The organism is Cupriavidus sp. FW306-1B-F12B, assembly GCF_058781795.1.
The window spans coordinates 134635-154389 of record NZ_JBYSXC010000013.1; the positions used below are offsets into that span (position 1 = coordinate 134635).

16 protein-coding genes and 1 pseudogene are annotated in these 19755 nt (G+C 67.3%); 4 read left to right on the forward strand and 13 right to left on the reverse strand.

Annotated elements, in window-relative coordinates; genetic code table 11:
• Nucleotides 1–79: 79 nt before the first annotated feature.
• Both rimO and AC3WLE_RS21495 read right to left on the reverse strand, forming a co-directional pair.
• On the reverse strand, nt 80–1459 hold the full coding sequence (gene rimO / locus AC3WLE_RS21490) for a 30S ribosomal protein S12 methylthiotransferase RimO (protein ID WP_492356315.1): 1380 nt from the start codon (nt 1457–1459) through the stop codon (nt 80–82).
• 135 nt (nt 1460–1594) lie between these two features.
• Nucleotides 1595–2563, reverse strand: a complete 969-nt coding sequence (locus AC3WLE_RS21495) for a tRNA dihydrouridine synthase (protein ID WP_492321367.1) — start codon at nt 2561–2563, stop codon at nt 1595–1597.
• A gap of 374 nt (nt 2564–2937) precedes the next feature.
• On the opposite strand from AC3WLE_RS21495, the pseudogene AC3WLE_RS21500 reads away from it, so the two are divergent.
• Nucleotides 2938–3198: pseudogene (locus AC3WLE_RS21500) on the forward strand (addiction module antidote protein); the annotation flags it as partial.
• A gap of 60 nt (nt 3199–3258) precedes the next feature.
• On the opposite strand, the gene phaR reads toward AC3WLE_RS21500, so the two are convergent.
• From phaR to AC3WLE_RS21520, 4 genes are all read right to left on the reverse strand, one after another.
• Complete coding sequence (gene phaR / locus AC3WLE_RS21505) at nt 3259–3810, reverse strand: polyhydroxyalkanoate synthesis repressor PhaR (protein ID WP_010810130.1); 552 nt, start codon at nt 3808–3810, stop codon at nt 3259–3261.
• Between the two features lie 438 nt (nt 3811–4248).
• Entirely contained in the window at nt 4249–4989 is a 741-nt protein-coding gene (locus AC3WLE_RS21510) for a 3-ketoacyl-ACP reductase (RefSeq protein WP_010810131.1), read from the reverse strand.
• A 76-nt stretch (nt 4990–5065) separates the two neighbouring features.
• A complete protein-coding gene (locus tag AC3WLE_RS21515; RefSeq protein ID WP_492321365.1) occupies nt 5066–6247 on the reverse strand; it encodes an acetyl-CoA C-acetyltransferase in 1182 nt (393 codons plus the stop codon).
• Nucleotides 6248–6331: 84 nt separating this feature from the next.
• On the reverse strand, nt 6332–8101 hold the full coding sequence (locus AC3WLE_RS21520; RefSeq protein WP_492321364.1) for a class I poly(R)-hydroxyalkanoic acid synthase: 1770 nt from the start codon (nt 8099–8101) through the stop codon (nt 6332–6334).
• 447 nt (nt 8102–8548) lie between these two features.
• Between AC3WLE_RS21520 and AC3WLE_RS21525 the strand changes: the two genes are divergently transcribed.
• Entirely contained in the window at nt 8549–8752 is a 204-nt protein-coding gene (locus tag AC3WLE_RS21525; protein WP_492321363.1) for a hypothetical protein, read from the forward strand.
• A 13-nt stretch (nt 8753–8765) separates the two neighbouring features.
• Here AC3WLE_RS21525 and pgeF read toward each other — a convergent pair whose 3' ends face one another.
• Nucleotides 8766–9563, reverse strand: coding sequence for a peptidoglycan editing factor PgeF (pgeF, locus tag AC3WLE_RS21530; RefSeq protein ID WP_492356318.1), 798 nt, complete (start codon nt 9561–9563; stop codon nt 8766–8768).
• Complete coding sequence (locus AC3WLE_RS21535; protein WP_492351933.1) at nt 9547–10809, reverse strand: RluA family pseudouridine synthase; 1263 nt, start codon at nt 10807–10809, stop codon at nt 9547–9549. The genes pgeF and AC3WLE_RS21535 overlap by 17 nt, the downstream gene beginning before the upstream one ends.
• A gap of 17 nt (nt 10810–10826) precedes the next feature.
• On the opposite strand from AC3WLE_RS21535, the gene AC3WLE_RS21540 reads away from it, so the two are divergent.
• Nucleotides 10827–11657 (forward strand): outer membrane protein assembly factor BamD, encoded by an 831-nt coding sequence (locus AC3WLE_RS21540; RefSeq protein WP_011615082.1) that lies wholly within the window; start codon nt 10827–10829, stop codon nt 11655–11657.
• Between the two features lie 81 nt (nt 11658–11738).
• On the opposite strand, the gene yoaA is transcribed toward AC3WLE_RS21540, so the two are convergent.
• The 3 genes from yoaA to AC3WLE_RS21555 form a co-directional block, all read right to left on the reverse strand.
• Nucleotides 11739–13874: a DNA repair helicase YoaA gene (yoaA, locus tag AC3WLE_RS21545; RefSeq protein ID WP_492321361.1), complete on the reverse strand. Its 2136-nt coding sequence runs from the start codon at nt 13872–13874 to the stop codon at nt 11739–11741.
• A 71-nt stretch (nt 13875–13945) separates the two neighbouring features.
• Nucleotides 13946–14149: a DUF465 domain-containing protein gene (locus AC3WLE_RS21550; protein WP_010810139.1), complete on the reverse strand. Its 204-nt coding sequence runs from the start codon at nt 14147–14149 to the stop codon at nt 13946–13948.
• A gap of 34 nt (nt 14150–14183) precedes the next feature.
• The gene (locus AC3WLE_RS21555; RefSeq protein WP_492321360.1) at nt 14184–14975 is read right to left on the reverse strand and encodes a hypothetical protein; all 792 of its coding nucleotides are present in this window, start codon (nt 14973–14975) and stop codon (nt 14184–14186) included.
• Nucleotides 14976–15144: 169 nt separating this feature from the next.
• Here AC3WLE_RS21555 and AC3WLE_RS21560 point away from each other — a divergent pair, with 169 nt between their 5' ends.
• Complete coding sequence (locus tag AC3WLE_RS21560; RefSeq protein ID WP_492321359.1) at nt 15145–17499, forward strand: Tex family protein; 2355 nt, start codon at nt 15145–15147, stop codon at nt 17497–17499.
• A 58-nt stretch (nt 17500–17557) separates the two neighbouring features.
• Here AC3WLE_RS21560 and AC3WLE_RS21565 read toward each other — a convergent pair whose 3' ends face one another.
• Together AC3WLE_RS21565 and AC3WLE_RS21570 are read right to left on the reverse strand one after the other, a co-directional pair.
• A complete protein-coding gene (locus tag AC3WLE_RS21565; protein ID WP_492321358.1) occupies nt 17558–18913 on the reverse strand; it encodes an ATP-binding protein in 1356 nt (451 codons plus the stop codon).
• Nucleotides 18910–19581 (reverse strand): response regulator, encoded by a 672-nt coding sequence (locus AC3WLE_RS21570; RefSeq protein WP_492321357.1) that lies wholly within the window; start codon nt 19579–19581, stop codon nt 18910–18912. Before AC3WLE_RS21570 ends, AC3WLE_RS21565 begins: the two co-directional genes overlap by 4 nt.
• Nucleotides 19582–19755 lie beyond the last annotated feature (174 nt).

Below are 19755 nucleotides of genomic sequence, written 5' to 3' on the forward strand. Positions count from 1 at the left end.
ATGAGGTTATGTTGCACCGCACAGTATAGCGGGACGCGGACGAAATCGAACGGGCGTACTTTTACCTAATCAACCCGTTTCAGACCTCGCCCCACAGGTCGTGGCCATCGGCGCCGGTGATCTTCACCTCGACGAACTCGCCGGCGCGATAGCGCTGGGAGTGGCGTTCCGGCGGCGCGATATAGACCAGGCCGTCGATTTCCGGCGCATCCGCGGACGAACGGCCGATGCCGCCATCCTGGTTGACCTCGTCCACCAGCACGCGCAGGGTCTGGCCGACCTTGCGCTGCAGGCGGCGTGCCGAGACCTCTTCGGCCACTTCCATGAAGCGGGCGCGGCGTTCCTCGCGCACCTCGTCGGGCAGCGCGCCCGGCAGGTCGTTGGCGGTGGCGCCCTCCACCGGCGAGTAGGCGAAGCAGCCGACGCGGTCCAGCTCGGCTTCGGCGATAAAGTCGAGCAAGGTCTGGAACTCCGCCTCGGTCTCGCCCGGGAAGCCGGCGATAAAGGTGCTGCGGATGGTCAGCTCAGGGCAGATCTCGCGCCAGGCGCGAATCCGGTCCATGGTCTTCTCGGCATTGGCCGGGCGCTTCATGCGCTTGAGCACGTCCGGGTGCGCGTGCTGCAGCGGCACATCGAGGTACGGCAGCACATGGCCTTGGGACATCAGCGGGATGATCTCGTCCACGTGCGGGTACGGGTAGACGTAGTGCAGGCGCACCCACGCACCGTACTGCGCGGCCAGCTCGCCGAGCGCCGCCACCAGTTCGGTCATGCGGGTCTTGAGCGGGCGGCCGTTCCAGAAGCCGGTGCGGTACTTGACGTCGACGCCGTAGGCACTGGTGTCCTGCGAGATCACCAGCAATTCCTTGACGCCGGCCTTGAACAGGTTCTCGGCCTCCAGCATGACCTCGGCCACCGGGCGCGACACCAGGTCGCCGCGCATCGACGGGATGATGCAGAACGAGCAACGGTGGTTGCAGCCCTCGGAGATCTTCAGGTAGGCGTAATGCTTGGGCGTCAGCTTGATGCCGGCGGCCGGCACCAGGTCGGTGAACGGGTCATGCGGCTTGGGCAGGTGCGTGTGCACCGCCTGCATCACCTCGCCCAGCGCATGCGGGCCGGTCACGGCCAGCACCTTGGGGTGCACCGACGACACGATGTCGTGGCCCGCCGCATCCTTCTTCGCACCCAGGCAGCCGGTGACGATGACCTTGCCGTTCTCGGTCAGGGCCTCGCCGATGGCGTCCAGGCTCTCCTGCACGGCCTCGTCGATAAAGCCGCAGGTATTGACCACGACCAGGTCGGCGCCGTCATAGGTGCCGCTGATGGCATAGCCCTCGGCGCGCAGCTGGGTGATGATCTGCTCGGAGTCGACCAGGGCCTTGGGGCAGCCCAGGGAAACGAATCCCACACGCGGACTATGGTCTTTCTGGGTCGTTGATTCTGAAGGGTTTTTCACAGTGCAATCCGAATGTGGGGGCAGGCGCGGCGGAATATGCGGGGACAAGGCCGGCAGCCGGTGAGCCAATCGCGCATTTTAACCGTTTGCCATGAATTCTCGGCGCCTGACTCCACACATGTGGCCCAGGCTGCGTCATTCCGGCGCGGTCGCGGCTCCCGGCAGGCCTTCCAGGACCCGCTCTATCTCCAGCGAGTCCTGCATGCGCCGGATGGCCGCATGCAGTTCGGCGGCCTGTGGCCAGGTCCGCTTGAGATAGCTGAGCCACAGTTTCACGCGCCCATGCTCATGGCACGAGGCGATACGGGCATGCAGCTTTTTCAGGTAGGTGGCGATCTGGCGCAGCACCAGCGGCCACTCCTGGTCTGACGGCGAACTGTCCATCAGCCCGCGAATGCGCAAGGCCAGGAAAGGATCAGACACGGCGCCGCGCCCGATCATCACGTCGGCGCAACCGCTGACGGCCCGGCAACGCTCCCAGTCGGCGACGGTCCAGACATCTCCGTTGGCAATCACCGGCACGTCCACCGCCGCCGCAATGCGCGCGATCCAGTCCCAGTGGGCCGGCGGCCGGTAGCCATGGTCCCGCGTCCGGGCATGCACGACGAGCGAAGCCGCGCCGCCTTCGGCCAGCGCCGTGGCGCAATCAATGGCCAGCGAGGTATCGGACACGCCCAGCCGCATTTTTGCCGTCACGGCGATATGGGCCGGCACCGCCGCGCGCACGGACGCAACGATCCGGTTCAACAACTCAGGGTTCGTCAGCAGCATGGCGCCGCCGCCATGCCGGTTGACGACCTTGGCGGGACAGCCGAAGTTCAGGTCGATGCCATGCGGCGACAAGGTCGCGGCATAGGCCGCATTGCGCGCCAGCCATTCCGGATCGCTGCCGAGCAACTGGATCACCATCGGCGTGCCGCTGCGGGTATAGCCGCCGGCGAGGATTTCGGGCGTATCGCGCTCGTAGACGCGGGCTGGAAGCAACGAACCCGTCACTCGGACGAACTCGGACACACAGCCGTCGTAGCCGCCGGTGTCGGTCAGCACGTCGCGCAAGACGTAGTCGGCAAGCCCTTCCATGGGGGCCAGGAACAGCCGGCTCATGGCGAAGCCTTCACCGAAGCGGAGAGCCGGGCCTTAAAGGCCGGACGAGCAAATTGGATAACGGAGGGCATGGGGTTTCGCGCACAAAAGGCGAGTCCACACTGAGCCGCCGCTGGAAGAAAGTTGCGTGATTGCGTGCGCCTGGGGGACGCAGACCGCGCATTCTACCTGCTTTGCGTCTGCCCACGGCCCGGGCTACCGCATCTAATTTCAGCAACGCGGCGAGGTACAAGACCGCTTGCTGAATGGGAACCCCGGCGACGTTAAAGCCCTTGGCGGTGGGATCAGCGAAATGCGCGTGGACCAAGTCGACCCAGCACGCTGATTTGGAAAGAGCACACAATCTGGCGGCCAATCTTGATCTGGAGTGAGCCATGAAAGAACCAACCCGCCCCTGGGACTCCACTGAGCATCTGAGGAACGAGCAGGAGATCGCCGCCTACCTGGATGCCTGCCTGGCCGAGGCCGGCGACGACGATCGATTCATTGCCTACGCGCTCGGCGTGGTGGCACGCGCGCGCGCCATGACGCGACTGGCGCACGAGACGGGGCTTTCGCGCGAAAGCCTCTACCGCTCGCTGTCAGGCGAAGGCAATCCGGAGTTCGGGACGATCTGGAAGGTGATGCGGGCGCTGGCTGAGTGCCAGCCAGCGCGCGGGATATGCGGCGGACCGGGGCCCGCCGCTGCCGGTGTCTTACTTCTTGTCCGGCTGGTTGAACGGGAACGTCCCGAACATATTCTTGGCCTGGCTTTGCATCTGCTCCTGCATCTGCACGAACAGGTTCTTGCTCTGCTCGATGTAGTTGCTCATCATGCCCTGCATCATCGGGCCCTGCATGTTCATGAACTGCGACCACATGTCGGGGCTGAAGGTTTCGCCGGAATACAGGCCCTTGGAGTTCTCGGCCAGCTTGTTCTGGATGTCGATGAAGGCCTGGATGTTCTTTTCCAGGTAGGTGCCCATCATGCCCTGCATGGCATGGCCGTAGAAGCGGATGATCTGCGACAGCATCGCGCTGGAGAACATCGGCACGCCGCCCGTTTCTTCTTCCAGGATGATCTGCAGCAAGATGCTGCGGGTCAGTTCGTCACCAGACTTGGCGTCGACGACCTTGAATTCCTCTGAATCCATGACCAGCTGCTTGACGTCGGCCAGGGTGATGTAGGTGCTGGTCTGGGTGTCGTAGAGCCTGCGGTTCGGATACTTTTTGATCAGTCGCTCTGCGCCTTTTTTGGTCGTGGCCATCGGTGCTCTGTCCTTGTGTCTTCGCTGTTTGCGCGCTGCTGCACCGCATGGGGTGCAGTGCGCAAATCGGTATCGCCCGCGCCATCTGCTTGTTGTCGTGCCGGCCATCTGGTGGCCCGTTCGCGCATGGCTGCGCGTGGCGGCCTGCAACCTCGCCCCCGCGAGGGCCGCGCTGCACGAACATGGTGCTGGCTGCGCCGCTGCCCTGATTCTATGCCCAACAAGGCACTAAGAAAAGCGACCGGGCTTAAGGAAAACCCGGTGAATTGGCGCAAAAAGGGAGGAATGCCGCGCTGGCAGAAACGATTCGCGGGCCTTGACGGCCCGCGAAACGGGCGGCGAAACGAAGCGCCCGCCGCCTTGTGCGCCGCGCTGGCTGCACCGCAATACGCGGGCGCCAGCGCCGGCTGCCGACTGGTTGAACCAGAGGCCGGCAGGTCAGCCCATATGCAGGCCGCCGTTGAGCGAGAAGTCGGCGCCGGTCGAGAAACCGGACTCCTCCGACGACAACCAGGCGCAGATCGAGGCGATCTCTTCCGGCAGGCCCAGGCGCTTGACCGGAATGGTCGCGACGATCTTGTCGAGCACGTCCTGGCGGATCGCCTTGACCATGTCGGTGGCGATATAGCCCGGAGAAACCGTGTTGACGGTCACGCCCTTGGTCGCCACTTCCTGCGCCAGCGCCATGGTGAAGCCATGCAGGCCGGCCTTGGCGGTGGAGTAGTTGGTCTGGCCGAACTGGCCCTTCTGCCCGTTCACCGACGAGATGTTGACGATGCGGCCCCAGCCACGGTCGGCCATGCCGTCGATCACCTGCTTGGTGACGTTGAACAGCGAGGTCAGGTTGGTGTCGATCACCGCATCCCAGTCGGCGCGGGTCATCTTGCGGAACACTACGTCGCGGGTGATACCGGCGTTGTTGATCAGCACATCGACCTCGCCGACCTCGGACTTGACCTTGTCGAATGCGGTCTTGGTCGAGTCCCAGTCAGCCACATTGCCTTCCGAGGCAATGAAATCGAAGCCCAGGGCCTTCTGCTGCTCCAGCCACTTTTCGCGGCGCGGCGAGTTGGGGCCGCAACCGGCCACCACACGAAAGCCATCCTTGGCCAGTCGCTGGCAAATGGCGGTTCCGATACCACCCATGCCGCCGGTCACATACGCAATGCGCTGAGTCATGTCCACTCCTTGATTGGCTCTTCGTTATCGTCGCCGGGTCCGCGCCAACCGCGCGCGGCCCCGGAAAACCCCTTCCTTATTTGCGCTCGACTGCCAGCGCCACGCCCATGCCGCCGCCGATGCACAGCGAGGCCAGGCCCTTCTTCGCGTCACGGCGCTTCATCTCGTGCAGCAGCGTCACCAGGATACGGCAGCCCGACGCGCCGATCGGGTGGCCGATGGCGATGGCGCCGCCGTTCACGTTGACCTTGGAGGTGTCCCAGCCCATCTGCTGGTGCACCGCCAGCGCCTGCGCGGCGAAGGCCTCGTTGATCTCCATCAGGTCCAGGTCCTGCGGGGTCCACTCGGCGCGCGACAGGGCGCGCTTGGAGGCCGGCACCGGGCCCATGCCCATCACCTTGGGATCGACACCGGCGTTGGCATAGCTCTTGATCGTGGCCAGCGGGGTCAGGCCCAGTTCCTTGGCCTTGGCCGCCGACATCACCACCACCGCGGCGGCGCCGTCGTTCAGGCCCGAGGCGTTGGCCGCGGTCACCGTGCCGGCCTTGTCGAAGGCGGGCTTGAGGCCGGACATGCTGTCCAGCGTGGCGCCCTGGCGCACGAACTCGTCGGTCTTGAAGGCCACCGGGTCGCCCTTGCGCTGCGGGATCAGCACCGGGACGATCTCTTCGTCAAACTTGCCGGCCTTCTGCGCGGCTTCGGCCTTGTTCTGCGAGCCGACGGCGAACTCATCCTGCGCCTCGCGCGTGATGCCGTATTCCTTGGCCACGTTCTCGGCGGTGATGCCCATGTGGTACTGGTTGTACACGTCCCACAGGCCGTCGACGATCATGGTGTCGATCAGCTTGGCATCGCCCATGCGGAAACCGTCGCGCGAGCCCGGCAGCACGTGCGGGGCGGCGCTCATGTTTTCCTGGCCGCCGGCCACCACGATCTCGGCGTCGCCCGCCATGATCGCATTGGCGGCCAGCATCACGGCCTTCAGGCCCGAGCCGCACACCTTGTTGATGGTCATGGCCGGCACCATCGCCGGCAGGCCGGCCTTGATCGCGGCCTGGCGTGCGGGGTTCTGGCCCGAACCGGCGGTCAGCACCTGGCCCATGATGACTTCACTCACCTGCTCCGGCTTGACGCCGGCGCGCTCCAGCGCGGCCTTGATGACCACGGCACCCAGTTCCGGTGCCGGGATCTTGGCCAGCGAGCCGCCAAACTTGCCGACCGCGGTGCGGGCGGCGGATACGATGACAACGTCAGTCATTGTGTAGTCCTTTCAATGGAAACGGGAGGGAACCTGCAGGCCTGCCGGCGCCGTGCATGACGCACGCCGGCACTCATGCAAGCGTCATGCCTTGGCTTTGACGTATCGCCCAGGCGCGGGTTCGATCGCGCGATAGCGCGCATTGCCATAGTTGGCGGGCGCGGCGCGTTTCGCGCCGGCCTGCCCGGCCAGCCATGCGGTCCAGTCCGGCCACCAGCTGCCGTGATGCTCGGTGGCGCCGGCCAGCCATTGCTGCGGCGACTCCGGCAACGCATCGTTGGTCCAGTGGCTGCGCTTGTTCTTGGCCGGCGGGTTGATCACACCGGCGATATGGCCCGACGCACCCAGCACGAAGCGCAGCTTGTTCGCCAGCAGCGCGGTCGAGGCATAGGCCGCGGTCCACGGCACGATATGGTCTTCGCGCGAGCCGTAGATGTAGGTCGGCACGTCGATGCTGGCCAGGTCCACCGGCACGCCGCACACAGTCAGCTTGCCCGGCACCTTGAGCTCGTTCTGCAGGTAGGTGTGGCGCAGGTACCAGCAGTACCACGGCCCCGGCAGGTTGGTGGCGTCGCCGTTCCAGAACAGCAGGTCGAACGGCACCGGCGTGTTGCCCTTCAGGTAGTTGTCGACCACGTAGTTCCACACCAGGTCGTTCGGGCGCAGGAACGAGAAGGTGTTGGCCAGCTCAAGGCCACGCAGCAGCGCGCACGGCGCGCCGGCGGCGCCGCCCAGCGTGGCCTCGCGCAGCTGCACATGGCCCTCGTCGACAAAGACGTCGAGGATGCCGGTGTCGGCAAAGTCCAGCAGCGTGGTCAGCAGCGTGACGCTTGCGGCCGGGTGCTCGCCGCGCGCGGCCAGCACCGCCAGCGCGGTCGAGACAATGGTGCCGCCCACGCAGAAGCCGAGCACGTTGATCTTGTCCTGGCCGCTGATGTCGCGCGCGACTTCGATGGCGCGGATGGCCGCGTGCTCGATGTAGTCGTCCCAGGTGCTGCCGGCCATGCTGGCGTCCGGATTGCGCCACGACACCAGGAACACCGTATGTCCCTGCTCCACCACATGGCGCACCAGCGAGCTCTCCGGCTGCAAGTCCAGGATGTAGTACTTGTTGATGCACGGCGGCACCATCAGCAGCGGGCGCACGTGCACCTTGTCGGTCAGCGGCTTGTACTGCAACAGCTGGAAGTACTCGTTCTCGAAAACCACGGCGCCTTCGGTCACCGCGACATTGCGGCCGACCTCAAACGCGCTCTCGTCGGTCTGCGAGATCTTGCCGCGCGTCAGGTCTTCCATCATGTTGCGCACGCCGGCACGCAGCGATTCGCCGCCCGACTCGATCAGCAGGCGCTGCGCCTCGGGATTGGTGGCAAGGAAGTTGGCGGGCGACATCGCATCGACCCATTGCGAGATCGCGAAGCGGATGCGCTGGCGCGTCTTGGCATCGGCCTCGACGGCATCGGCCAGCTCGGTCAAGGCGCGCGCATTGAGCAGATAGAACGCGGCAGCGAAGCGATATGGGAGGTTGGTGCGCCATGCGTCGCCGGCGAAGCGCCGGTCGTGCAGCGGACCGGTGGCCTCGGCCTTGCCCTCGGCCATGGCCTGCCACAGGGCTGAGAAGTCCTTCATGTAGCGCTGCTGGATATCACCGAGCTGCGCCGGCGCGATCTTGACGCCTGCCAGCGCATCCAGGCCCGGAATGCCGGACGCGGCCGCGTGGCCGTTGCCTTCAGTGCCCTGCCACTGGTGGGACCATTCCAGCCATGTGGCTGGATCGAATGGCCCCGGCGTGAACTTGAATGGTTGGGACTTGCCTTCCTGAGTGGAAGCTGCCGCGCCTTTGCCGGTCGCCATGATTTGATTGTCTCTCTGCCGTCACTATTCGAACCGGCTCCGGGCATTGCCCTGGCCGGCACTTTGCATGGGGAGATGCTATCCGAATGGACCCGGCTTGCGCCTCCCCCAAAGCGGGAGGGTCTGCCGGCACATCTGCCCTGGAACTGGCGGGAAGCCCTCGACCGCACCTGCTGCGGCCGTGGCTTGCGTCCATTCCGATAGCGGCTCCCCTTTTATCCGGCAAGCGCGACATCCTCGCATGGCAACGCCATGCGCTATGCTTGCCGGAGAAACCTGGGAATCGTCAGCGATTCCGAGACATTTGAGCCCATTGTTGCCTTGCAACGCACGCGCTGTCAATGCGGGAATCCGCCTCGGCGCTGCGCGCTTCCCGACCTACCGGACGGTATGCAGCGCTCGCATCTGCCGAGGCCACAGAGCATAGGCGAGAAGGATGAATTTTTGATGTACATCGTGGCCATTGGCTGGCTCTACGTGGCGCTGATGATGGCGATCACCGAGCACAACGTGGTGGCAGGGGTTGCCACCTTCCTGATATATGGCGTGGCACCGGTGGCGCTGGTGCTCTACATCATGGGCACGCCCGGCCGGCGCCGGCGCAAGGCCGAAGCCGAGCGCGCGCAGGCGGCCAGGGGCCAGGACGAGTGAGGCAGCGGCGGGCTCAGTCCGCCAGCCAGACCAGGCTGGCCATGCGGCCGGTCACGCCGTCGCGCCGATAGGAGTAGAAGCGACCGGCGTCGGCCACGGTGCAGGCATCGCCACCGTAGACCTCGGTGCAGCCGGCGCGCGCCAGCCGCGTGCGCGCCAGCGCATAGATGTCGGCAAGGTACTTGCCCGGGGCACCAGGGCGGAACGCTGCGGCAACCGCGGCCTGCTCATCGGCGCGTGCCTGGGCCAGGAAGGCATCGCGCACTTCGGCACCCACCTCGAACGCATCGGGGCCGATGGCCGGCCCCAGCCATGCCAGCCAGCGCGCGGCGCCGGCAGCGGCCTGCATCCGTGACAGCGTGGCTTCGATCACGCCGCTGCACAGGCCGCGCCAGCCCGCATGCGCCGCGCCCACCACCATACCCTGCGCATCGCACAGCAGCACCGGCAGGCAATCCGCCGTCATCACGGCGCAGACGTGGCCGGGTGCCAGCGCCAGGCTCGCGTCGGCCTGGGCCCCGGGCGCGCCCGGGGCCGCAACATGGTCGACCGTGGCCACCGCGCAGCCATGCACCTGCTCCAGCCATTGCGGCATCGACGGCAGGCAGGCGGCCAGCCGCGCGCGGTTGCGCGCCACGTCGGCGGGGTCGTCGCCAACGTGGGTGCCCAGGTTCAGGCCGCCCGGGGCACCGCCGGCAAGCCCGTACGGGCCCTTGCTGACACCGCCCTGGCGCGTGGATGACAACGCGCGCACACGCGCCGGCGCGGGCCAGTCAGGGACCAGCCAGGCGCGATCAGGCGCTGCGCTCATCGTCATCGTCGTCACCGTCTTCGTCATCACCGGCGTATTCCCAGTGGGCCTCGCCGCCTTCCCAGACTTCGTCCCAGCCTTCTTCTTCCTCGTCGGCCTGCGCGCTGTCAAAATCCAGCGCATCGATCAGCGCCTGCAGGTCTTGCGGCGGCTGCGCGGTCCAGGACATGCGCTTGCCGGTGGCCGGATGCACCAGGCCGAGCTGGTACGCATGCAGCGCCTGGCGCTCATACGGCACCGGCAGCGGTGCGCGGACTGCCGGGCGCTGCCCGCGCTGCGTGGCGCGGAAGTAGACCGGGTCGCCCACTAGCGGGTGGCCGATCGACTCGAAATGCACGCGGATCTGGTGTGTGCGGCCGGTCTCCAGCTTGCACATCACCATCGACACGAAGCCCCGCCCCAGCGGCACCGTGGCCAGCGTGCGGAAATGCGTGCGCGACGGCTTGCCGCTGGCGGTATGCACGACCGCCATGCGCGTGCGCTCGCGCGGGTCGCGGCCGATGGGCGCGTCGATGGTGCCCTCGTCATAGGTGCGGCCCCACACCAGCGCGATATAGGTGCGCTTGACCGTGCGCGCCTGCAGCTGGCGCACCAGGTCGGTCTGCGCGGTGAGCGAGCGCGCCACCACCATCAGGCCGGAGGTTTCCTTGTCGAGCCGGTGCACGATGCCCGCGCGCGGCAGCGACGCTGCGGCGGGATCGCGGTGCAGCAACCCGTTAAGCACGGTGCCGCTCCAGTTGCCGGCTGCCGGATGCACCACCAGCCCGGCGGGCTTGTTGATCACCAGCAGGGTGTCGTCTTCATAGACCACGTCCAGCGGCACGTCCTCGGGCGAGAAAGCGGACGATTCCGGCGCGGCCTGCGGCTGGATCTCGATGCGGTTGCCCATCTGCACCGCGTCGCGCGGCCGGCGCACGTGGCCGTCGACGCGCACCGCGCCGCTTTCGATCCACTGCTGCAGGCGGCTGCGTGAAAACTCGCTGAAGTGACGCGCGAGCAATTTATCGAGCCGCTCGCCATGCGAGGCGCTGTCCACCTCCAGCGACAGGGTCACGGCCGGCTCGGCAGCCGGCGCGCCGCCGGGCGGCGCCTCGGCAAGGTCTTCAAATTCCTCTGGATGGGCCTCGAAATCGGCCACGGACGCGGCTGCGCGCACCCGTTCTGGTGGAAGTCCTCCCACGCCAGCTCCTGCTTCGGGGTTGGGCTGGGGGCTTGGGCTATAATGCTTGACGCTATTTTTCTTCATCCGGGATACGATTGCCCATGCAATTGCAGAGCATGAAACGCGCGCGCTGGCGCACGACAATTGGAGCGGTTCTGCTCGCAGGCGGCTGCGTCATGCTGTCTGCATGCGGCCTGCTGGCGGACCAACCCGACGAGACCGCAGGCTGGTCGGCCAACAAATTATATTCGGAAGCCAAGGATGCGCTGGATGGCGGCGACTACACGCGTGCCGTCAAGCTGTATGAAAAGCTCGAAGGCCGCTATCCGTTTGGGCGCTATGCACAGCAGGCCCAGATCGATACCGCCTACGCCAACTACAAGGATGGTGAAACGGCAGCAGCCCTGGCTGCGGTGGACCGCTTCATCCAGCTGCACCCGAACCATCCCAATATCGATTACGCCTACTACCTCAAGGGCCTGATCAACTTCAACGACAACCTGGGCTGGCTGGGCCGCTTCTCGGGCCAGGACCTGAGCGAGCGCGACCCCAAGGCCGCGCGCGCCGCCTATGACGCGTTCAATACGCTGATCACGCGCTACCCGGAAAGCAAGTACACCCCCGACGCCACGCTGCGCATGCAGTACATCGTCAACTCGCTGGCCCAGCACGAAGTGCACGCTGCGCGCTACTACTACCGGCGCGGCGCGTACCTCGCCGCCGTCAACCGCGCCCAGCAGGCGCTGAAGGACTACGACGGCGCCCCGGCCAACGAAGAAGCGCTGTACATCATGGTCCGTTCATATGACGCGATGGGAATGAAGGACCTGCGCGACGACACCGCACGCGTGATGGAGCGCAATTTCCCGGACAGCGATTTCATCAAGTACGGCGCGCGCCGCAAGGACAAGTCCTGGTGGGAAGTGTTCTGACGCCGGCTGGCCAGCGGCCATAAAAAAACGGGACGTATCGGAGGATACGTCCCGTTTTTCTTTTTCCGGCACCTGTAGCGATCAGTCCGCTGCCGCGGCCTCCTTGCCGGGACCGCGCAGCGACTCCAGGAACCGCACCACCGTCGCTGCCTCACGCGTGCGCGTGAACGGCGGCAGGCTTTGCCAGATCTGCCGGCCATAGGGCTTCTCGACCAGCCGCGTATCGAAGATCGCCAGCACGCCGCGATCCGATTCCGAACGGATCAACCGCCCCGCCCCCTGCTTGAGCGTGATCACCGCATGCGGCAGCTGGTGCACGGCAAACGGGCTCAGGCCCTTCTTCTGCAGCACTTCCATGCGCGCGGCCAGCACCGGGTCGTCGGGCGGCGCGAACGGCAGCTTGTCGATGATCACCAGCGACAGCGCCTCGCCGCGCACATCCACGCCCTCCCAGAAGCTCTGGCTTCCGACCAGCACCGCGTTGCCCAGCTCGCGGAAGCGGTCCAGCAATTCGGTGCGGCTGGCCTGGCCCTGCACCAGCAGCGGCAGGTTCAGGCCGCGCTCGGCAAACGCGTCATAGAGCAGGTCCGAGGCACGCTGCACCGCGCGCAGCGTGGTGCACAGCAGGAAGGTGCGTCCGCCGGCGGCCTCGATCAGCGGCAATGCCGCCTGCACCACCGCGTCGGTGAACTGCGGCGACTGCGGCTGCGGCATATCGCGCGGCACATAGAGCAGCCCCTGCTTCGCGTAATCGAACGGGCTGGGCAGCGTCAGCGAGCGGTCCTTGTCGAGCCCCAGCTGCGCCGCGTAGTGGGTGAAATTCCCCTTCACCGACAGCGTCGCCGAGGTGAAAACCCAGGCGCGCGGCTGGCCGTCGCGCTGGCGCGTGAAGATCGGCGCGATCGACAGCGGCGTGCGGTGCAGCTGCACAGTATGCGAGAACACCTCGACCCAGCGCACGGTTTCAGGGCCGGCGGGCAGCGCCGGCGCGGCTTCGCCTTCGCCCTCGGTCGGCTGCGGTGCCGGCGCGGGCGCGGCATCGGCGCGCCACGCGGCCAGCTTGTTGGCCAGCTCCAGCGCGCGGCGGTGGCATTGCTGCAGCGATTCGGCACGCTCGGCCTGGCTTTCGAGCATCTCGACGAAGTCTGACAGGGCCTCGTCCAGCGCATCGAGCGTTTCGTTGAAAGGCTCGGCGATACGGCGGTCGGCCTCGATCTGGCCCAGCGCCAGCCGCGCATTGTCCTTGCTGAAGGCCAGGCGCAGGTCGCGCGCGGCGCGCTCCAGCGGCGCGGCCAGCGCAACCCAGTCCACCGCATCGCGCGCGTGCGACAGGCCTTCGGCCACGGTATCGCGGGCGATTTCCAGCAGCTGGCTGGTGGACAGCGTCTCGCCGAAGAACAGCGTGGCGGTCTCGGGCAGCTGGTGGGCTTCGTCGAAGATCACGGTGTTGGCGGCCGGCAGCAGTTCCGCCATGCCGGTGTCGCGCAGCACCACGTCGGCAAAGAACAGGTGATGGTTGACCACCACCACGTCGGCCTGCTGCGCTTCCTTGCGCGCGCGCATCACAAAGCATTCCTTGTAATGCGGGCATTCCGATCCCAGGCAGTTGTCGCGCGTGGAGGTCACCAGCTGCCATACCGGCGCGTTCTCGGGAACGGACGCCAGCTCGGCCTTGTCGCCGGTGGAGGTTTCCTTGATGAAGCGGCCGATGTCGCGCAGCCACGCCGCATCCTGGCGCGACGCCAGGCGGCCGTTGGCCTGCGCGCGTTCCAGGTGGTAGTGGCAGACGTAGTTGGCGCGGCCCTTGAGCAGCGCCACCGAGACCGGCACGTTCAGCGCATGGCGCACGGTGGGGATGTCGCGCAGGAAGAGCTGGTCCTGCAGGTTCTTGGTGCCGGTCGACAGGATCACCTTGCCGCCCCACAGCATCGCCGGCACCAGGTAGGCGTAGGTCTTGCCGGTGCCGGTGCCCGCTTCGACGATGACGGAATCGTTCTGCACGATCGCGTCGGCGACGGCCTCGGCCATCTTGTGCTGCGAGGCGCGCGGCCGGTAGCCGGGAATCGCCTGGGCCAGCGTGCCGGTATCGGCAAAGATGGTGGCCAGTTCCGCGCCGCGGCTGGCGACGTCGTCGGCGGGCGCGGCAGGCGCGGGCGACCCGGCGTCGGTCAGGCTGACGGCTTCGGACGGCTCAGGAGAATCTGGAAGATCGGACAAGGCAGGGGGAGAATTTTGTATGGGCCGCCGGACAGCGCCGGCGGCGATCGGCAAGCCTGGCGCGGATGCGCTCAGGCCGGCACGTCGGGTTCGAGCTGCAGCTGCAGCAGCGTGATGGCGTCCTTCAGCTTGAGGCGGCGCTTCTTCAGCCGGCGCAGCTGCAGTTCGTCATGGACGGCATCGTTGGCAAGCCGGTCGATCAGGAAATCCAGGTCGCGGTGCTCGATCTGCAACTCCATGATGCGCCGCTCCAGGGTATTCAGGTTGCTGTCCATCTATGCCTCCGCTGCGCAGTCACGGTGCCGGACCTCAAAAGCCGAACGGGCGCGGCGCCGATGCCTGCCCCTGTTGCTCCTTCGCCTTGGCGCGGCGCTCTTCCAGCTCCTTCTGGCGCCGTTCGAGGTCGCGCTGCTTGGCCTCGTATGCCTTGGCATTCTCCTGCCGCTGGCGGGCCTGCTCGGCGCCCTTCTGCTGGGCCTCCTGCATGCGGGCATCGAAGTCAGACTGCTTCTTTTCGTACGCCTGCGCATTGGCGGCACGCTGCGGCGCCTCGCCCTGGCGCTGCGCCTCGCGCAGCTGCTGTTCCTGCTGCTTCTTCTGGAAGGCCTCGCGGCTGGACTGCTCGCTGGCCGAGCGCTTCGGCTGGCTGGCCTCGAACTCGGCGTTGCGCAGCGCCTGTTCGCGGTCGCGCTCGGCGGCGCGGTAGGCGCGTTCGGCCTCGCCTACCTCCAGTTCGCGCTTGCGCAGCACCTGCAGCTCCTCGCGCTGGACTTCCTTGGCGCTGTTGATGCAGTGGTTGACAAAGAACTTGCCGTAGCACTCGCGCTCGGCGGCGGCAAAGCGGTAGTTGGTCCAGGCGCGCGAATCCTCGACGGCCTTGCGTTCGGCGGCAAAGTCGCGCTGGCCGCTGGCGGCGGGTGGCGCCGCGGGCGCGGAAGCCTGGGCGCGCGCCTCGCGCAGCGGCATCAGCACGGCGCATGCAGCCACGGCCAGTGCAGCCAGGCGGCCGAAGCGGAACAGGGAAGTTTCAGGCACGTTGGCGAAGGTTGGCATGGCCAGGATGGTGGCCTTGGCGGCGGCCGGGCGGGACTTGACGATCATGACCGGATTCTAGCATCCGGGCCGGGCACCGGCCTGCCCTGCCGGGCCGGTACGGACGTGCGCGGGACGCCGCCCGCCCCGCACCCGCTGCGCGCCCTGGCTGATCCCTCGCGCGCTTGTGGCAAAATGCCCCGCTTTCGACTGACTGCGTTTTTCGCCGCGCTCTCCGATGTCCAACCTGCCCGCATCCGTCTCGCAAAAGATCGTCTCGCTCATCGCGGCTGAACTGTCCGTGCAGCCCCGCCAGGTGGCCGCGGCCGTGGCGCTGCTCGACGAAGGCGCCACCGTGCCCTTCATCGCCCGCTACCGCAAGGAAGTGACCGGCAACCTGGATGACACGCAACTGCGCAACCTGGAAGAGCGCCTGCTGTACCTGCGCGACATGGAAGACCGCCGCGCTGCCATCCTCGCCTCGATCCAGGAACAAGGCAAGCTGACGCCCGAGCTGCAAGCCGCCATCGAGGCCGCCGAAACCAAGCAGACGCTGGAAGACCTCTACCTGCCCTACAAGCCCAAGCGCCGCACCCGCGCCCAGATCGCACGCGAATGCGGGCTGGAGCCGCTGGCGCTGGCGCTGCTGGCCGATCCCACGCTGGACCCGCAAGCCGAGGCCGCCAAGTACGTCAACGGCAACCCCACCGCCGACGGCGGCGTGCCCGACGTCAAGGCCGCGCTGGACGGCGCGCGCGACATCCTGTCCGAGCAGTTCGGCGAGACCGCGGAACTGCTGGGCAAGCTGCGCGAGCACCTGTGGATCAACGGCGTGGTGTCCTCCACCGTGATGGAAGGCAAGGAAACCGCCGAGGAAGAGAAGTTCCGCGACTACTACGCCTACAGCGAGACCATCCGCACGGTGCCGTCGCACCGCGCGCTGGCGCTGTTCCGCGGCCGCAACGCGGGCGTGCTGATGGTCAAGCTGGGCCTGGGCGAAGAACAGGACGCGATGGTGCCGCACCCGTGCGAAGGCATGATCGCGCGCCATGTCGGCATCCAGCAGTTGGGCCGCCCGGCCGACAAGTGGCTGGGCGATGTATGCCGCTGGTGCTGGCGCGTCAAGGTGCAGCCCCACCTGGAAACCGAACTGCTGACACAGCTGCGCGAAACCGCAGAGAACGAAGCCATCAAGGTGTTCGGCCGCAACCTGCATGAGCTGCTGCTGGCCGCGCCGGCCGGGCCCAAGTCGGTGATGGGCGTCGACCCGGGCATCCGCACCGGCTGCAAGATCGCCGTGGTAGACAGCACCGGCAAGCTGCTGGACACCGCCACCATCTACCCGCACGAGCCGCGCCGCGACTGGAACGGCTCGCTCGCCACGCTGGCGCGCCTGGCAAAGCAGCACAATGTGGCGCTGGTGTCGATCGGCAACGGCACCGCCAGCCGCGAAACCGACAAGCTGGTGCAGGACCTGATGAAGCAGATGCCCGAGCTGAAGCTGACCAAGATCGTGGTCAGCGAGGCCGGCGCTTCGGTGTATTCGGCGTCGGAGCTGGCCGCCAAGGAATTCCCGGACCTGGACGTGTCGCTGCGCGGCGCGGTATCGATTGCCCGCCGGCTGCAGGATCCGCTGGCCGAACTGGTCAAGATCGATCCCAAGTCGATCGGCGTGGGCCAGTACCAGCATGACGTCAACCAGCGCGAGCTGGCGCGGGCGCTGGACGCCGTGGTCGAAGACTGCGTCAACGCCGTGGGCGTGGACGTCAACACCGCCTCGGCGCCGCTGCTGGCGCGCGTGTCGGGCCTGAACACGGTGCTGGCGCGCAATATCGTCGAGTTCCGCGACGCCAATGGCGCCTTCCCCAACCGCGACGCGCTGAAAAAGGTGCCGCGCCTGGGCGACAAGACCTTCGAGCAGGCGGCCGGCTTCCTGCGCATCAACGACGGCGACAATCCGCTGGACCGCTCCTCGGTGCACCCGGAAGCGTATCCGGTGGTGCAGCGCATCCTGGAACACGTGAAGAAGGGCCTGCGCGACGTGATGGGCAACCGCGACGCGCTGCGCGGCCTGTCGCCGACGCAGTTCACCGACGACTCCTTCGGCCTGCCGACCGTGCGCGACATCCTGTCCGAGCTGGAAAAGCCGGGCCGCGATCCGCGCCCCGAGTTCAAGACCGCAACCTTCCAGGAAGGCGTGGAAGACGTGAAGGACCTGCAGCCCGGCATGGTGCTGGAAGGCGTGGTCACCAACGTGGCGGCCTTCGGCGCGTTTGTCGATATCGGCGTGCACCAGGACGGCCTGGTCCACATCTCGGCGCTGTCCAGCAAGTTCGTCAAGGACGCGCACGAGGTGGTCAAGGCCGGCCAGATCGTCAAGGTCAAGGTGATGGAGGTCGACGTCAAGCGCAACCGCATCGGCCTGTCGATGCGCCTGGACGACGAGCCCGGCCAGGCCGCGGCGCGTGCCGGCGGCGACCGTGGTGACCGCGGCGGCCAACGCAACGGCGGCGGCAAGGGCTTCAACGGCGGCCGCCGCGAGGCGGAACCGGCCGGCGCCATGGCCGCGGCCTTCGCCAGGCTCAAGCGTTAAGCCGCAAGCCGATTGGCAGGACGCCCCGCTCGGGCCACCGTGCGGGGCGTCGTCGTTTTCAGCCGCCGTGCGCGATGCGCACGGCCAGGCCCTTGCCGGCGCCATCGGTACGGTTGGCGAACACAATCTCCAGCCCATGCAGCCGCGCCACGCGCTGCGCGATCGAAATGCCGAGGCCGTGGCCCTGCTCACGCTGCCCCGATCCGCTCCGGAAGAAGCGGTCGCCCAGCCGCGCCAGCACGTCAGGCGCGACGCCCGGGCCCTGGTCGCGCACGGTGACGCTGTCGGGCCGGAAATCGATGGTCACCAGCGCGCCCGGCGGGCTGTAGCGGATGGCGTTGTCAAGCAGGTTGCGCAGCAGCAGCGACAGCAGGTTGGTGTCCCCCGCCACCGGCAATGGCGCCTGCCCTTCCGGGGGCCACTCCAGCTCGACGTCGACCTGCTTCTGCTGCGCCAGCGCCAGGCAGTCGGACAGCGCCTGCTGCGCTACCGGAACCCAGTTGACCGCCTGGCGCGACGGCAGGCCGGCAGCATCTTCCAGCCGGCTCAGCGTCAGCAGCTGCGACACCAGCCGGCTGATGCGGTCGATGCCGGTAGCCACGTTGGCGCGTGCCTGCGCGCGCTCGGCGTCATCGGCCGAGCGCTCGGCGATTTCCCACTGCGCCTTCAGCGCGGCCAGCGGCGTGCGCATCTCATGGGCCGCATCGGCGGTGAGGCGCCGTTCATGCTCGATCGAATCCGACACGCGCGCCAGCAGGCGGTTCATCGCGTGCACTAGCGGCACCAGTTCGCCCGGCACGGCCTGCAGGCTGAGCGGCCGGCGGTCTTCGGGGGCACGGCCTTCGATATCGGTCGACAACGCGCGCACCGGCGCCAGCGCGCGCCGCATGAACCAGATCAGCAGGCCGATCAGCACCGGCAGGCCCGCTGCCCACGGCAGCACCTGCGCGGCGATATAGGACAGGATCAGCTCGTCGCGCTCGGCCAGTTGCTGGCCCACGCAGACGCGCCAGCCCGTGTCGGGATCATCGAGGTAGTAAAGCCGCCAGGGCTGCCTGTCGATGGTGACGTCGGTAAAGCCCTTCACACCGGGCGCACGCGGCAGCAGGTCGCCCTCGGGATCGATATGCAAGGGCTTGCCGTCCGGCAGCCAGGCGGCGATGGCAAGATCGCCCAGGCCGGCATCGCCCTGGTCACCCTCGACCAGCCCTGGCAGCCGGGTGCGCGACGGCGCCGCGGCGACGTCCACCAGCGGCACCACCGAATGCATCTGCAGCGCCATGCGCACCATGTCGGTGTCATAGAGTTCATTGATCTCGTGCCGGGCGCGCACGTAGGTCATGCCGATGGTCAGCAGCCACACCACCGGCGCGGCGATCAGCACCGCAAGGATGAGCCGGCGCTGCAACGTCATGTGCAGTCCTCGGCCGCGCCCAGCGTGTAGCCGGCGCCGCGGAAGGTGCGCACGATCTTGGGATGGATCTTGCGGCGCAGGTGGTGGATATGGACTTCCAGCGCGTTGCTTTCAATGCCGCCCTGCCAGTCATAGAGCTTGTCGCGCAGGAAGTCGCGCGTCAGCAGCCGGTTGGGGTGCGCCAGCAGCAGCTCCAGCAGCATGGCTTCGCGGCTGGTCAGCTCCAGGGGCTTGCCCTGCCAGTACGCCTGGCGCGCGGCCGGGTGGAATTCCAGCGCGCCGTGCTTCCACACTGGCGACGACAGGCCCGCGGCGCGGCGGGTCACGGCACGCAGCCGGGCCGCCAGCTCATCGAGCGCGACCGGCTTGACCAGGTAGTCGTCGGCACCGGCGTCAAGGCCGCCGATGCGGCTGTCGATCGCATCGCGCGCGGTCAGCACGATCACCGGGATGCGGCAGCCGCGCGCACGCCAGCGCGCGAGCAGCGACATGCCGTCTTCCCCAGGCAGGCCCAGGTCCAGCACCACGGCATCGTAGTGGACCACGCCGAGCGCATGGTCGGCTTCGGCACCGGTGCTGAACCAGTCGACCGCATAGTCGAGCAGCTGCAGGCCGCGCCGCAGCCCGTCGCCCAGCATCGGGTCGTCTTCAACGATAAGGATTCTCATATTCTCGGGTGGCCCGGACGTATCACGGTATTGTGCGCGCCCCGTCTTAATGTGCCATTAAGGTTCGCGAATTATCCTGCGCTCACTTTGCAGGCGCCCCGCTGTTCAACGCGGCGCGGGCCGCCAGCGTGGACATGGCCTCGCCGGCAAGCGCCTGCACGCCGCCACGCGCAC